Raw genomic sequence first — 13442 nt, forward strand, 5'->3', positions numbered from 1 at the left:
TCAGCGATGCTTCGACTCAATGACGCCAGCCATCTGCGACGCCTGCTCACGGCCGGCATGTGCGCCACGCTGGTTCTGGTTGCGGCCAATGTCCGGGCTGCGGATGGTTTTGCGGTGTCGTCGCCGGGTCTGGCCGACGGCGGCACGCTGGATTCGAGCCACGCGGCGAGCGCGAACAATTGCGGCGGCGGGAACGTGTCGCCGGCCTTGCAATGGCGGAACGCACCCGCCGGCACGAAGAGTTACGCGGTCACCCTATTCGATCCGGACGGCGCGAAGGGATTGGGAATCGTGCACTGGGTGCTATATGGCCTCGCGCCTTCGCTGACCGGACTGGGCAGCGGTGCTACGCCGCCGGCGGGGAGCGTGGCCGGAACGAACCGGACTGGCGGCCCGGGATACTACGGGCCATGTCCGCCGGTCGGCGATGTGCCGCATCATTATGTCGTGCAGATTTATGCGCTTGACCTACCGCCCGATGCATTGCCGGCGGGATTGACGCGAGACGCGTTGCAGGCGGCCATGAAGGACCATATCCTCGCGGCCGCCAGCACGGTACTGCGATACGGACGGTGATCGCTGTTGCCGTTGCGGCGGTCGGCCGGATGATCGGCCGACGCCGTCAATGCTTACGCATCACCTCGCCGCATCGCCCCAACGATATTCCAGCGTGGCCTCATCGAGCTGCGCTTTGACTTGTGCATCGAGCACAAGCTCCGAAGCCGCCAGCGTATCGCTCAACTGCTCAGCGCGACTGGCGCCGATAATCGCCGAGGTAATCAGCGGATTGGCCAGCACCCATGCAAGCGAAACCCGGGTCAACGACTCGCCGGTCGTTGCTGCAATCGCCTTCAGCTTTTCGATCGTGTCGAACTCGCGCTTGTGCCAGTAGCGCTCCTGATACATCGCCCCCGCCTTGCCGACGGTTTCAGTAAAGCGACCGGACGCAGGCGCCGCATCCACCCGATGCTTACCAGTCAGCAGACCACCTGCGAGCGGGTTGTACGGCATCACGGCCAGTTGTTCTTCGTCCGCCAAAGGCAGCAACTCCCGCTCGATCTGCCGGAACAACAGGTTGTAGCGGGGCTGCACCGAGACGAACCGCGCTACGCGCAGCACATCGGCGCGACCTAGCGCTCGCGCCAGCCGATAGGCCAGGAAATTCGACACGCCGATATACCGTGCCTTCCCCGATCGTACGATCACGTCCAGCGCCTCCAGCGTCTCGTCGAGCGGCGTAGCCGCGTCGTCGGAATGGAGCTGGTACAGGTCCACGTAATCAGTGCCGAGACGCCGTAGCGATGCGTTGATGGCATCCAGCAGATGTTTGCGCGACGCGCCTTGATCCCATGCCGATGGCCCCATCTTGCCCACCGCCTTGGTCGCCAGAATGAAGCGGTCGCGTTTGCCCTTCAGCCAGCGCCCGACGATTTCCTCCGTGCGTCCGGCAATGCTCTCGCCACCGCCGAGCGGATAAACGTTGGCGGTATCGATGAAGTTCACGCCGGCGTCCGCTGCCGTATCGAGAATGCGCTGCGAGACGTCTTCTTCAGTCTGCAGGCCAAAGGTCATCGTGCCGAGGCACAGGCGCGAAACGGTCAGGCCGGTGTGGCCGAATTTGCGGTATTGCATGTTCAACTCCGAAGCGGAACGGTTGCGGGTTGCGGTGTTGCAAAAAGGATAAACGGTGTGGCGATTTCGCGTTGGATCACCCGCGTATGCGGGTGCGATAAGCCGTCAGTATTTCGAAAGTTTATCGGCAGGTGAACTGCAAGCATCGCCGTGTAATAAACGGCCTGATATTACAAACGAGTAATAAATAGCTGCTGACGGCACATTGAAAATTACGAATGCCATACGTAAGTAATAAACCGAAACAATTCGATTACACCAGGTAAGCTTCGACGCGATTGATGAGTTTTTATGCGTATGGAATGATATCGATTCTCATTTAACAGCGAGCCAGCCATCGCGTCGTCTTTGCTCTGAGCAGGAGACCGGCAGCCAGCCAATTGCGGTTTTGTCATCGATTCCATGCTGCGCATGCGGATCGGGCGAGCGCACTTCTGACCGGATTTCCCATGCTCAATCACACGCCGCTTGCGACTGCGTTAGCGCTAGCTTTTGCCGTTCCATTCGCCACACCCGCAGTCGCTCAGACCGCGCCGCAAACCGCATCGCAGCCGTCGGCTCAAAACGCAGCGGCGAATACGGAGGCCGATAACGCGACCTTGCCGACTATCGGCGTGGCCGCGCAAGCCGAACAACAGGACTTCCAGGCAGAACGGTCGACGGTCGGCGCAAAGACCCCTACCGCCTTGCGCGATATTCCGCAGACGGTGACGGTGATCAATAAGTCGGTGCTCGCCTCGCAAGGCGCCACGTCGTTCCAGGATGCGCTGCGCAACGCGCCGGGCGTGACCATCGGCGGCGCTGAAGGCGGTCAGATCGGCAACAACATCAACCTGCGTGGCTTCACCGCGCAGAACGACATCTATCTGGACGGGTTCCGCGACCGCAACCAGTACTATCGCGACACCTTCGACCTCGAAGAACTCGAGGTGCTGTATGGACCGTCGTCGATGCTGTTCGGCCGCGGTTCGACGGGCGGCGTGATCAACCAGGTCAGCAAGAAAGCGAATCTGAAGGACTCCGCGGAAGTCACCGGCATGATCGGCACCGACGATCGCTATCGCAGCACCGTCGACGTGAACCATAAGCTGACCGACACCTCGGCGATCCGCCTGAATGCGTTCGGCCAGAGTCTCGGCTCGACGCGCGACGAGATGAAGAACAAGGACTACGGTATCGCGCCGGAAGTGCGTTTCGGCATCGGCACGCCGACCGAAGTGACGATCTCCGCGCTGATCCAGCACAACTACGACATGCCCGACTACGGCGTGCAGGCGTTGAACGGGCATCCTTCGCCGGTGCCGAAGAACACCTTCTACGGCCTGACCACCGACCGCACGATCCAGGACGTCCAGACCTTCGCGGCCGGTATCAAGCACAAGTTCTCGGACAACCTCACGCTGCAGAACCAGACGCAGTTCTCGCACTCGCTGACCGATGCACGCGAAACCGCGCCGCAAGCGGTGCTGACGGGGCCGCTTGCCAGCAGCACCGCGTTGACCAACGGAAATTACACGACCTTGTCGCCGTCGCAACTGTTCATCAAGTTGCAAAGCCACGACCGTGTGATCGAGAACCACTCGCTGTACAACGACACGACCCTCGAATACAAGTTCAACACCGGTGCGATCAGGCACGACCTGATCGCCGGCGTCGAACTCGGTCACGACAGCTATTCGAACCAGGCGTACACGCGGAATAACTTGCCGGTCGTCTCGATGGTGGACCCGGCGTATCTGTCGTCGCCCGCGGGTGTGACCACCACGGTCGGCAACTACGCGAATTCCGGTTCGAACGAGATCGCCGGTTACGTGAACGATACGGTGTCGATCGGACAACACTGGAAGGTGATTGGCGGTTTGCGCTGGGATCGCTTCCAGGCGCAGATTCACAACTCGATCACGGCGCCGCAGTACGCGAGTCAGACCAACTTCTTCACCAGCGTGCGCGCGGGCGTGATTTATCAGCCGGCCGACTGGCAGTCGTACTACGTGTCATATGGCACGTCGTTCGATCCGTCGCTTGAAGCGTTGACGGTGACCAATCTGACGCAGAACCTCGCGCCCGAGTCGACCCGGTCATATGAAGTCGGGGGCAAGTGGGACCTGCTGGGCGGCAATATCTCGGTGACCTCCGCGTTCTTCCGCGAGGAGATGACCAATGCCCGCACGCAAGTTTCGCCGACCGAATACGAACTCGACGGTGATATCCGCGTCGACGGATTCCAGGCCGGCGTGACGGGTCACATCACCGACAAGTGGCAGATTTTTGGCGGCTACACGTACATGGACGCGATCGTGCTGAAGGCGCTCGACGGCACGCAAGGGCACACGCCGGCCAACACGCCGCGCAATACGTTGACGCTCTGGTCCACCTACGCGATCACGCCGCACTGGGAAATCGGCGGCGGCCCGACCTATATGTCGCCGCGCTACGCATCGAATACGAACTACGTGCAGGTCCCGGGCTACACCCGTTGGGACGCGACCGCCGCGTATCACGCGAAGAAATACGATGTTCGGCTGAATTTGCTGAACCTGACCAACAAGATGTATTACGACGCGCTCATCCAGTCGGACGGTGGGCGTTCCGTGCCGGGGATCGGACGCACGCTGCTGGCGACGGTCGACTACCGGTTCTGAAGCATGCCTCATTGACGCGGTAGGCTTGCCAATTTCGCAAACGGCAGGCCGACCTGACGAGGCCAGGGAAACTCAAGATGCTGCTGAACATTCCGAATGTACTGAACGCCGAGCAACTGCGCCTGGTGCGCGAACGGCTCGATAGCGCCGGCGACGCATGGGTCGATGGCCGTGCGACCGCCGGTTACCAGGGCGCGCCGGTCAAACGCAACCAGCAGATCGCCGAGCATTCGCCGATCGCGCGTGAGCTCGGCGACGTGATTCTCGCGTCGATCGAGCGCAACCCGCTGTTCATCAGCGCGGCGTTGCCGAACCAGGTGTATCCGCCGCTCTTCAACCGTTACGAAGGCGGCATGCAATTCGGCAGCCACGTGGACGGCGCGGTGCGGGTGCTGCCCAACGGCGTGAAGCTGCGTACGGACGTGTCGGTGACGTTGTTCCTCTCCGAACCCGGCGAGTACGACGGCGGCGAACTGGTGATCGAAGACACCTACGGTGTACAGCAGGTCAAGCTGCCGGCGGGCGACATGATCGTCTATCCGGCCACCAGCCTGCATCAGGTCACGCCGGTCACGCGCGGCGCGCGCCTCGCGAGCTTCTTCTGGGTGCAAAGCCTCGTGCGCAGCGACACGCAGCGCGCGCTGCTATTCGATATGGACACGGCGATCCAACGTCTGAACGCCACCCAGGCCGACGATACCGCGCGTCGCAGTCTGGTCGGCTGTTATCACAATCTGTTGCGTACCTGGAGTGAAACGTGAGCGTGCCTGAAGTGATCGATTTCCAACCGGCCGAGGCGAACGGTGCCGTGCCGGGCGAACCACAGCGGCTCGACCGCGACGAACGGAATGCGCGGCAGCAACGCTCGCGCCGGGCCACCTTCGTCAAATGGCTGCGCAAAGTGCATGGCTGGATCGGTTTATGGGGCGCGGCGCTCGGCTTGTTGTTCGGCACCACGGGCTTTCTGCTGAACCATCGCGGCGGCCCGCTCAGGGTGTCGACCGGTGAGCCGCAGGTGTCGGTCGTGCAGGTTCCGTTGCCGCAACCGGCGCCGCCAACGCCGCGCGAACTCGGCAAGTGGCTCAAGCAGGAACTGAAACTGGCCGGCAGCCCAGGGCGTGTGCAGAAAGAGCCCGCGCATCCGGTCGCGTGGGGTGAGCGCAGCATGGTCCAACCTGAACATTGGCAGCTCAACTTCGCGTCGCCGCATGAAAACACCACCGCCGAGTACTGGGTCGGCAACGGCTACGTGACGGTCAAGCGCAGCGAGAACACGTTTCTCGCGACGCTTACGAATCTGCACAAGGGCGTCGGCCTGAGTGTGGGCTGGGTACTGCTGATCGATACGCTGGCGGGGAGCATCATTTTGCTATCGCTCACCGGCGTGCTGCTTTGGACGGAGTTGAACAAGCGCAAAACTGTCGGCGCGGTGCTGGTGATCGGGTCGATTGTCGCCGCGGTGTGCATGGCGCTGAGCTAGACGGCGCCGCGGCAAGCACGCGCGCATCCCACTTCCTGCCCGACCGCCAGCGCGAAAATGGGCACTCGCGCTAGAATCTTCGCAGACCATCAAAATTGTTGGCCCTGTCGAAATTCTGCCAATGAAGACATCCCCCAATCCCGTCGACGCCGCGCTGATCTCGCGGCGTTCGATCCGCGCCTTCCTGCCCACGCCGGTTGCGCGCGCCGACATCGAAGCGATTCTCGAAGCGGCCAGCCGTGCGCCATCGGGCACCAATACCCAGCCGTGGAAGGTGTATGTGGTGACGGGCGAGTCGCTCGCGCGACTGTCGCAGGCCCTGGTAGCCGCTTATGACGATCCCCAGCGCGATGCGCTGTATCAGGAAGAGTATCGCTACTACCCGCGTCAATGGGTGTCGCCGTATATCGACCGCCGTCGCAAGATCGGCTGGGATCTGTACGGCTTGCTCGGCATCGAAAAGGGCGACAAGGCGCGCATGCATGAACAGCATGCGCAGAACTACCGCTTCTTCGGTGCACCGGTCGGCTTGTTCTTCACGATCGAGCGGGTGATGGGGCGCGGCAGCTGGCTCGACTACGGCATGTTTCTTCAGGCGATCATGACGGCGGCGCGCGGGCGTGGTCTCGATACCTGTCCGCAGGCCGCATTTACGCCGTTTCACAGCGTGATTGCCGGGCACCTTGGCCTGCCGCCCGAAGAGCAACTGGTGTGCGGCATGTCGCTCGGTTTCGCCGACGAAAGCGCGCTGGTCAATACACTGCGCACCGAGCGCGAACCGGTTGAACGGTTCACGCGATTCCTCGATTGATCCCGATTGATCCCGATTGACGGGCATCCCCACTTCTTATCGGACCACAATGAAAACCTCACGCCGCGATTTTCTGATGCTGAGTGTGGGCGTGAGCTCATCGCTCATGCTGTCCCGCGTCGCATTCGCCGACACCGCGAACAGATTGAGCGAAGCCGATCCGAAGGCACAAGCCGTCGGCTATACCGAGGACGCATCCAAGGTCGATAAGGCGAAATTCCCTGGCTATGCCGCCGGACAAACCTGCGCCAACTGTTCGCTGTTCCAGGGCAAAGCCACGGACGCCTATGGTGGCTGCACGCTGTTCGGCGACAAGCAGGTCGCCGCGCACGGCTGGTGCAGTTCGTATTCGAATATGTGATCGCGCAGGCGGTAGGGGCGATTAAAAAAACGCGCTGACTCTAGTTCAGCGCGCTCAGTACCAGGTCATGCGAATGACCGATCCATACCGCCGCGTCGCGGTGATCGCGTAACGCGTCGCCCGTATTCGGGTGCAGAAAAATATCGAGTGCGCCGTGATTCAGTGTGAGCCAGCCGACGAGTTCGGCGAACTGGTCCTGCGCGAACGCGAGCTGATACGACCACATGGGATGCGGCCCGACCGGGCGTTCATGAAAACGGCCTAATTGCAGCTTGCCGTTCCAGTGCGCCTCGATCTGCTCTCGAAAGGCCCACGCGGCGTCGCGGCTGCCGGAATTGAAGTAAACGTGGGCGTGCCAACTCTGGATGGCTGAGGTGTCGCGAAAGGTCATAACGAGGTCCGTTGCGGTTCCGTTTTTATCAGACACTCATTCTGCTTGAGTTTGCGCCGGCGCGTGCGGCATGCACCTCATGTGAAACTGTATTTCGTCCTCATTGACAATGTCGAAGCCGAGGCGTTGATAGAGACGCCTCGCGGGATTGCCTTTGAGCACCTTGAGCGTGACCGGCAATACGTCGGCCTGCGCGGCCAGCAAGACCGTCCGCAGCGCTCGCTCGCCGATGCCGCGCCCTTGATGTGCCGGCGCAATCTGCAACTGCACGACGACCCATTCGGTCTCGGTGCGATACGCTTTCAGCAAACCAACCGGTGCGCCGCCGAGGCAGATCACGCGCGCCGCATCGTAGCGGTGGCGCAGGCGCGCGCGATGCTGGGCATCGTCGATGGGCTCGCCGACCTGCGCCAGATGCTCGGTCATGGTGGCCTTGCGCAGTTCGAAGAGAAAGTGCTCGTCGGCTTCTAGCGCTGGGCGCAGGGTAAGGACAGGTTCTTGAGCGGACATGCGGGGGCGTCTCCGGCGCGCGGGTGGCGAATTGGAACGGTCGTGAATTGTCGCGCCAGCCGCGCTTTTTTGCCATGCATGATGTTTCGACCCCTCAATATCGCGGCTCACGTCTGAAGAAATCGCGCGCCGCGCCGATTCGGCAAACTGGGCGGCCATTTCCCCTCGTTTCGCGCAATTGCATTCGTGCTCGTTCACATAAACTGTTTTCCATGGAGCGACAAGTCACCGCGCCCATCGACGCGGTCTTCCCCCGCGTTGTTTTGAACCGTACCGTTGATGGCAGTTTGCCGCGGTTGTTTAAAGCGGCAGGGCAGTAAAGCAGTAGGAAGCCGAAGCAATGCAAACTACGCGCAGTTGCAGTATCCATGCGCGAATCAGCAGGGGGTTGCAGCGAGGTGATGTTGATGGCGAGGGACCGAGCTGTAACGCAGTAGCAGTGCAAGTAACAATGCAGCAGCACAGCAGCAACTTAGTAGCAGCGCAAGCAGCAACAGCTTTGTTTTGTTGGTTTATGGTGGGTTTAAGTCGGCAAGCATCCACGCGCCTGCACGACTGTTCCATCCTGTCAGACCCTGTTCCTTCGCGGGAACAGGGTTTTTTTTCGTTGATGCGGGAAGTGTGACTTGTATTTAGCCCGTTCGAACCTATATGGCTGCGTTGCATTTCGGCGCGGCCTTAGCGGGTAGTCTGCTCCCGCGCGGCGAGATGCCACGCGCAATCGAGACTTCAAGTTGTTTAAGTCTGTCTTAATAGTTGCTTGCCATGATGGCTACACAGACTCACATTAAGGGCCTGTCAAGCCGCCGGCGCATCGGCGGCGTTTGCCACCGGAGGTCACATCATTCGGTGGCGAAGCCGAGAGTTAGCGAAGGAGGTTGAATCGATATGTCCAGTAAATCGCGAGTCCGCAAGCACAACCAGCCGGCGATGTCCCCGCTGCTGCGCGCGCTGACCTTTAGCCGCACCGCCCACGAACCGGTCACCACGGCGATGCTCCTGCAGTGCTACACCGCTCTCGATGCGTTCCAACGCGGTCGGGGCTCACGGGATTTGCACCTGACCTTGAGCCGGCATTTGCTGGTGTCGCAAGAATTGGCGCGTCTGGGTCTCGGCGAGGACGTTCTTGCCGATATCGAGAGCGCGCACGCGGCCATGGTTCAGCTCGACGCGCGCGAGCACCAGGACGGTGCCTGGAAGTTGCAGGACGGCGAATACGCCCGTCTCTGCACGGCGCTGGCTATTCTCGATGGACAACTGTCGGCCGCATCGTTGAGCGAGATCGCGAATGCGGAAGCGAAGATGGTCGAAGGGCTGATGAGATCGGCTCGCGCGCAGGCGATTGTCGAAGCGGTGGTTTAAGCAGCGTGCCGGTACGGTTCAGCAACGCGCGATCAACTCTCGTGGCGCGTGCCGGACGTCGGTGCCCTTAACAATGTAGACGACCAGCTCCGCAATGTTGGTGGCGTGGTCGCCGATACGTTCGATGGCCTTCGCGATGGACAGATAGTCGAACCCTGTCGCGATGGTGCGGGGATCTTGCGTCATGGACGTGATGAGCCTGCGCATGAATGCCACGAACTCGTTATCGATGGCTTCGTCGTCCTTGACGATCTGTGCGGCAGCAACGGTATCCATTCGCGCGAAAGCATCCAGCGCGTGACGAAGAATATCCACGGCCAGTTTGCCGGCGGCTTTGATTTCAGAAATGTTGACGGCCTGCGGCGTGGACGAACCCATCGCAATGCGACGGGTTCGCTTCGCAATCTTCCGTGCCTCGTCGCCCGCGCGTTCGAGGTTGGTGATGCACTTCGAGGCGGCCATCAGCAGTCGCAGGTCGCGAGCGGTGGGCTGCCGGCGGACGATGATGTTGCTGACTTCCTCGTCGATTTCTATTTCCATCGCGTTGAGCCGGTGTTCGCCCTGAAGGACCTGCTCAACAAGTCTTAGATCGAACGTGTTCAACGTCTCGATTGCGCATGCAATCTGCGCCTCCACCAAGCCGCCCATTTCGAGCAATCGGGTCAAAAGCAGATCGAGGTCGAAATCAAATCTGCTGGAAAGATGCTTATCCGACATCTGCGCTCCCTGGACAAATTTGCCTGCGACTCGATGAGCGGCGGTGCATGTCCGGATCAGTAAAGGATATAAACAGTATATACAGTTTATGACAATTTCAGGAATAGGTTGACGCGACCGCCTTGTTGCAGTGGCTCCGCCAGACAGGCTGCCGCTGTCGTTCACGACGTGGGATGAAGTTATCCCCAGATTTTGTTTGCAAGGCTGTGGACAACCCCCGGGCAAGCGCCGCAAGCTGATGAAATGACTGGATTTTTACGTGGCGCGCCGACTGCGCGCATCTGACGAATGGCCACAGCGGCCATCAGATCCGGGACGTCCTCGAGCACGGCAGGATGAGCAGGGCAGCAAGCGACGGATATAAGCGGCGAACGACTGTTCGCCGGGGAATTCGCAGCGCGCCGTGATTGCGAAGCTATCGGCGACTCGTTGAGATCGTATAACGGCGAATTCCCGAACGCCAACGCGCATTCCTCTCCGTACCTGGATGGCCCCGGAAAATCCGTCATGCCTGTCAATGCTCAATGACGACGCGCGACAACAGTGGACACTACGTCCGAAAAAACCTGTATATTTATACAGTATCCGGGGCGCAATTTCACAACCACGAACTGACACTTTTAACTGGAGGCTAGCCATGAATGCACGCGTTCGCAGGCCGGGTCATCCAATGCCTGAGATGGCTGCCTTTATGGCCAAGCTGCGCTCTGCTTTCGGAGATGAGACGGTTGACGAGGCAGTCAGACGAGGTAAAGCTGGCGAGCCAACCTTCTATGCCAGCGAGAATGGCAACTCGGTTGGCACAGCAAGTTCCGCGACCGGCAGCGTCTGGCTTGTCGACTCCACGATCCGGAACAGGCAATATTGCGCCGGGTGCGATGGTGGCTGCGTCGGGCAGGATGTGGGTTGCAAGGAGTGGCTGCAACGGAAAGCAGCCAAGGAGAACTCGTGAAAAGAATTGGATTTGCCGTATTGATGGCGACGCTCACGCCGGCCGTGTACGCGGCTGGCGGCTATACCGAGGTTTGGAACCCACCCGAGGCACGGGCGAGCGCACCGCGCAGAGCCGGTACCGCGCACAAGCTCGCAGTTCGTCCGCACGTCGCTCCTCATCCAGTTAACGTGCGGGCACGACGCGCTCCGGCGCCGGCACCGAAACTGGTTGCGAAACAGGGCACGATACAAAAAAGTCCGCCGGCGAACGAGCCGGACATGTCTGGAATTCCCCGCCAGATCACCCCTGAGGGAAACGTGCTTCGGGTTGATTCCCGCGGCATGTCGGCTGAGGTCACGCGTTGATGGAATCGGAAATCTACAAGGGCTATAGCGTGTGGGGGCACGCGATCCTGCAACAGGAAGGCATTCTCCAGCCGGAACGCTATGCGGCCAGCGGGACGATTACGTTAGGCGGGAAGCTGATTGAAGCGTCGGGCATCCTCGGCTATTTTGATGCGGAGGAAGAAGCGCAACTTGCCGGGCGGGATTGGGCACGCGCCTGGGTCGACGCGCACGGTTGACAGCCGAACCCCCTCCTGTTCGGGGCCGCCTTTGCCGGTAAGCAAGCGGGTACGAACCCTCGTTGACTTTGTGCCCTCCCTCCCGTAGTGTGAAATTCGCCGCTGTGAAGAGCATCGCTCCCGCGCCCGCCAGTCGAGCTGGCAGCATCCCGGCATTCTGACCTTCGAACTTTCTCTACTTCGTTAACCGCTCTGTCAGCCATGGAAAGCAATCGCGCGCCCAGTCAAACGGATGAGCTCGCCCGCAGGCCTGCTCGCGCCGCAGATTACGCGGCCGAAAACCGGGCGCTGGTGGCACTCGCTCGCGTTCAGGCCGGCCCGCGTTCCGAATTCCTTCAGGCTATCGCGGATACGGCTCTGTCCCTTTGTCATGCTGATAGCGCGGGGATTAGTCTGGTCGAAGGACCTGACGATAGTCGGGTCTTTCGCTGGTTCGCGGTTGCCGGACTTTGCGCCGACCTGCGCGGCAAAACCACCACGTGGAATGAGTGCCCGTGCGGCGTCACACTGGAGGCAGGCGCCCCGCAACTTTTCATCAATCCGCAAGCCCGGTTTCCTTGTCTTCGGTTTCCCGGCGTGGAAGTGCCTGAAGGCATTGTCGTTCCGATTCCGGCGGATAACGGAGCGCTGGGCGCCATCTGGGTCATGTCGCATGCGCAAGATTGCAGATTCGACCTCGAAGACGTCAGGCTGCTGTCGAATCTCGCCGTTTTCGCGGGGTCTGGCCTGACGATTGTCAACGCACGCGACAGCGGTGAAGAGAGTGACCGGCGGCACAACGAGTTCATCGCGATGCTCAGTCACGAATTGCGCAATCCAATGACGCCGATCGACGGCGCCATCAGTGCGGCAAAACGGCTTTGCGTCGGAGACGAACGAGCCGTGGAAATGTTGACGGTCGCGCAACGCCAGATGAGGCATCTGCGCACGCTGGTCGATGACCTGCTCGACGCCGCCCGGCTGAAGCATGGCAAGCTCGCGATCAAGCACAGTGACACTTCGCTCAGCGAGATTGTGTTTGATGCCGTGACAGCCATCAGGCACCACATCTTGTCCCGCAGGCACACGCTCAGGATCACCGGGCTGGACGAGCCCGTCTACGTGCGCGCCGACCATGTCCGCTTGAGCCAGGTGTTGGGCAACCTCCTGTCGAACGCGGCGAAATATACGCCTGTCGGAGGGACTATCGAGCTTAACGTGCGCGTCGAGGCAAACAATTCGAGCGACCAGTCAGACGCGCTGCTTGTCATTGACGTTGCAGACAACGGCATGGGAATCGATAGCGCGGTTCAGCCGCGCGTCTTCGACCTGTTCGCCCAGTCCGCCCGCGGTCGAGCACGCTCCGAAGGAGGGTTGGGGATAGGGCTCGCGGTAGCGAAGCGCATGGTCGAGTTGCATCAAGGAACCATCTCGCTCAGGAGCGAAGGTTCAGGCAAAGGTACGGTTGTGACGCTGCGCTTGCCGATACTCCAGAAAGCAGTGGATGCCGCAGACATCGCGGCCCGCAAGATGCCGAGCATGACGCCCGAGCCGGCGCGTCTGCTGCTGGTTGACGACAATCAGGATGCGCTTCGGGCGCTGAGCGTCCTGCTCGAACTCGAGGGGCACGAGGTCACGACGTCGGACAATGGGCGCGATGCGATACGGCTGATGTCTGAAAAGCACCCCGAGGTGGCCATCGTCGACGTAGGGATGCCGGAAATGGACGGCTTCGAGGTGGCGCGAACGGTACGCCTTAATCACCGGCTCGACGACATGGTGCTCGTTGCGCTCACGGGCTATGCGTCTGAATCCGACAAGTCGAGAGCGCTGGCGGCCGGCTTCGATTTCCATCTGACCAAGCCGCTTTCGCTCGATAAGCTGCAATACATCCTGGCAAATCGTGCCGACGGCACGTTGAGAGGTATTGTCTAGGTTCGTTGGACAGTTGAACCCGTGACCCCTTGATCTCCACGACGCACCGGATATATGAAAAACGCCCCTGGCGGAGCGTTGTGCAATCCGGAAATGTTGCGCTTC

15 protein-coding genes are annotated in these 13442 nt (G+C 60.8%); 11 read left to right on the forward strand and 4 right to left on the reverse strand.

Annotated features, from left to right (window positions below):
• The first annotated feature begins 6 nt into the window (after positions 1 to 6).
• On the forward strand, positions 7 to 576 hold the full coding sequence (locus HWX91_RS01990) for a YbhB/YbcL family Raf kinase inhibitor-like protein (protein ID WP_028195898.1): 570 nt from the start codon (positions 7 to 9) through the stop codon (positions 574 to 576).
• A gap of 60 nt (positions 577 to 636) precedes the next feature.
• Here the strand turns inward: HWX91_RS01990 and HWX91_RS01995 are convergent, their stop codons facing one another.
• Positions 637 to 1632 carry an aldo/keto reductase gene (locus HWX91_RS01995; protein ID WP_028195897.1) on the reverse strand — a complete coding sequence of 332 codons (996 nt, stop codon included), beginning with the start codon at positions 1630 to 1632 and terminating at the stop codon, positions 637 to 639.
• Positions 1633 to 2081: 449 nt separating this feature from the next.
• Between HWX91_RS01995 and HWX91_RS02000 the strand changes: the two genes are divergently transcribed.
• From HWX91_RS02000 to HWX91_RS02020, 5 genes are all read left to right on the forward strand, one after another.
• Positions 2082 to 4274, forward strand: a complete 2193-nt coding sequence (locus HWX91_RS02000; RefSeq protein WP_028195896.1) for a TonB-dependent receptor — start codon at positions 2082 to 2084, stop codon at positions 4272 to 4274.
• A gap of 77 nt (positions 4275 to 4351) precedes the next feature.
• Positions 4352 to 5035 (forward strand): Fe2+-dependent dioxygenase, encoded by a 684-nt coding sequence (locus HWX91_RS02005; RefSeq protein ID WP_028195895.1) that lies wholly within the window; start codon positions 4352 to 4354, stop codon positions 5033 to 5035.
• Positions 5032 to 5754, forward strand: a complete 723-nt coding sequence (locus tag HWX91_RS02010; protein ID WP_028195894.1) for a PepSY-associated TM helix domain-containing protein — start codon at positions 5032 to 5034, stop codon at positions 5752 to 5754. The genes HWX91_RS02005 and HWX91_RS02010 overlap by 4 nt, the downstream gene beginning before the upstream one ends.
• A 121-nt stretch (positions 5755 to 5875) precedes the next feature.
• Positions 5876 to 6565, forward strand: coding sequence for a nitroreductase (locus tag HWX91_RS02015; RefSeq protein ID WP_028195893.1), 690 nt, complete (start codon positions 5876 to 5878; stop codon positions 6563 to 6565).
• Positions 6566 to 6614: 49 nt separating this feature from the next.
• Positions 6615 to 6926 carry a high-potential iron-sulfur protein gene (locus HWX91_RS02020; RefSeq protein WP_028195892.1) on the forward strand — a complete coding sequence of 104 codons (312 nt, stop codon included), beginning with the start codon at positions 6615 to 6617 and terminating at the stop codon, positions 6924 to 6926.
• A 40-nt stretch (positions 6927 to 6966) separates the two neighbouring features.
• Here HWX91_RS02020 and HWX91_RS02025 read toward each other — a convergent pair whose 3' ends face one another.
• Together HWX91_RS02025 and HWX91_RS02030 are read right to left on the reverse strand one after the other, a co-directional pair.
• On the reverse strand, positions 6967 to 7317 hold the full coding sequence (locus tag HWX91_RS02025) for a DOPA 4,5-dioxygenase family protein (RefSeq protein WP_028195891.1): 351 nt from the start codon (positions 7315 to 7317) through the stop codon (positions 6967 to 6969).
• Positions 7318 to 7353: 36 nt separating this feature from the next.
• Positions 7354 to 7827 carry a GNAT family N-acetyltransferase gene (locus HWX91_RS02030; RefSeq protein ID WP_028195890.1) on the reverse strand — a complete coding sequence of 158 codons (474 nt, stop codon included), beginning with the start codon at positions 7825 to 7827 and terminating at the stop codon, positions 7354 to 7356.
• Positions 7828 to 7850: 23 nt separating this feature from the next.
• On the opposite strand from HWX91_RS02030, the gene HWX91_RS02035 reads away from it, so the two are divergent.
• Positions 7851 to 8147, forward strand: coding sequence for a hypothetical protein (locus HWX91_RS02035; RefSeq protein ID WP_127837979.1), 297 nt, complete (start codon positions 7851 to 7853; stop codon positions 8145 to 8147).
• Between the two features lie 568 nt (positions 8148 to 8715).
• A complete protein-coding gene (locus HWX91_RS02040) occupies positions 8716 to 9189 on the forward strand; it encodes a hypothetical protein (protein ID WP_028195889.1) in 474 nt (157 codons plus the stop codon).
• An 18-nt stretch (positions 9190 to 9207) separates the two neighbouring features.
• Here the strand turns inward: HWX91_RS02040 and phoU are convergent, their stop codons facing one another.
• Entirely contained in the window at positions 9208 to 9906 is a 699-nt protein-coding gene (gene phoU, locus HWX91_RS02045) for a phosphate signaling complex protein PhoU (protein ID WP_028195888.1), read from the reverse strand.
• Between the two features lie 637 nt (positions 9907 to 10543).
• Here phoU and HWX91_RS02050 point away from each other — a divergent pair.
• The 3 genes from HWX91_RS02050 to HWX91_RS02060 all read left to right on the forward strand — a co-directional run bounded on the left by HWX91_RS02050 (position 10544) and on the right by HWX91_RS02060 (position 13337).
• Complete coding sequence (locus HWX91_RS02050; RefSeq protein WP_028195887.1) at positions 10544 to 10858, forward strand: hypothetical protein; 315 nt, start codon at positions 10544 to 10546, stop codon at positions 10856 to 10858.
• A 346-nt stretch (positions 10859 to 11204) separates the two neighbouring features.
• The gene (locus tag HWX91_RS02055; protein ID WP_028195886.1) at positions 11205 to 11423 is read left to right on the forward strand and encodes a hypothetical protein; all 219 of its coding nucleotides are present in this window, start codon (positions 11205 to 11207) and stop codon (positions 11421 to 11423) included.
• A gap of 201 nt (positions 11424 to 11624) precedes the next feature.
• On the forward strand, positions 11625 to 13337 hold the full coding sequence (locus HWX91_RS02060) for a hybrid sensor histidine kinase/response regulator (RefSeq protein WP_028195885.1): 1713 nt from the start codon (positions 11625 to 11627) through the stop codon (positions 13335 to 13337).
• Positions 13338 to 13442: the final 105 nt, after the last annotated feature.

Origin of the sequence: Paraburkholderia fungorum (assembly GCF_902833645.1) — a bacterium.
Lineage (GTDB): Bacteria > Pseudomonadota > Gammaproteobacteria > Burkholderiales > Burkholderiaceae > Paraburkholderia > Paraburkholderia fungorum.

Bases quoted from the DNA above. Each gene is read 5' to 3' on its own strand.
- HWX91_RS02000 (WP_028195896.1), top strand. From the start codon at position 2,082: ATGCTCAATCACACGCCGCTTGCGACTGCGTTAGCGCTAGCTTTTGCC.
- HWX91_RS02020 (WP_028195892.1), top strand. From the start codon at position 6,615: ATGAAAACCTCACGCCGCGATTTTCTGATGCTGAGTGTGGGCGTGAGC.
- HWX91_RS02005 (WP_028195895.1), top strand. From the start codon at position 4,352: ATGCTGCTGAACATTCCGAATGTACTGAACGCCGAGCAACTGCGCCTG.
- HWX91_RS02055 (WP_028195886.1), top strand. From the start codon at position 11,205: ATGGAATCGGAAATCTACAAGGGCTATAGCGTGTGGGGGCACGCGATC.
- HWX91_RS02040 (WP_028195889.1), top strand. From the start codon at position 8,716: ATGTCCAGTAAATCGCGAGTCCGCAAGCACAACCAGCCGGCGATGTCC.
- HWX91_RS02025 (WP_028195891.1), bottom strand. From the start codon at position 7,317: ATGACCTTTCGCGACACCTCAGCCATCCAGAGTTGGCACGCCCACGTT.
- HWX91_RS01995 (WP_028195897.1), bottom strand. From the start codon at position 1,632: ATGCAATACCGCAAATTCGGCCACACCGGCCTGACCGTTTCGCGCCTG.
- HWX91_RS02060 (WP_028195885.1), top strand. From the start codon at position 11,625: ATGGAAAGCAATCGCGCGCCCAGTCAAACGGATGAGCTCGCCCGCAGG.
- HWX91_RS01990 (WP_028195898.1), top strand. From the start codon at position 7: ATGCTTCGACTCAATGACGCCAGCCATCTGCGACGCCTGCTCACGGCC.
- HWX91_RS02050 (WP_028195887.1), top strand. From the start codon at position 10,544: ATGAATGCACGCGTTCGCAGGCCGGGTCATCCAATGCCTGAGATGGCT.
- HWX91_RS02030 (WP_028195890.1), bottom strand. From the start codon at position 7,827: ATGTCCGCTCAAGAACCTGTCCTTACCCTGCGCCCAGCGCTAGAAGCC.
- HWX91_RS02015 (WP_028195893.1), top strand. From the start codon at position 5,876: ATGAAGACATCCCCCAATCCCGTCGACGCCGCGCTGATCTCGCGGCGT.
- phoU (WP_028195888.1), bottom strand. From the start codon at position 9,906: ATGTCGGATAAGCATCTTTCCAGCAGATTTGATTTCGACCTCGATCTG.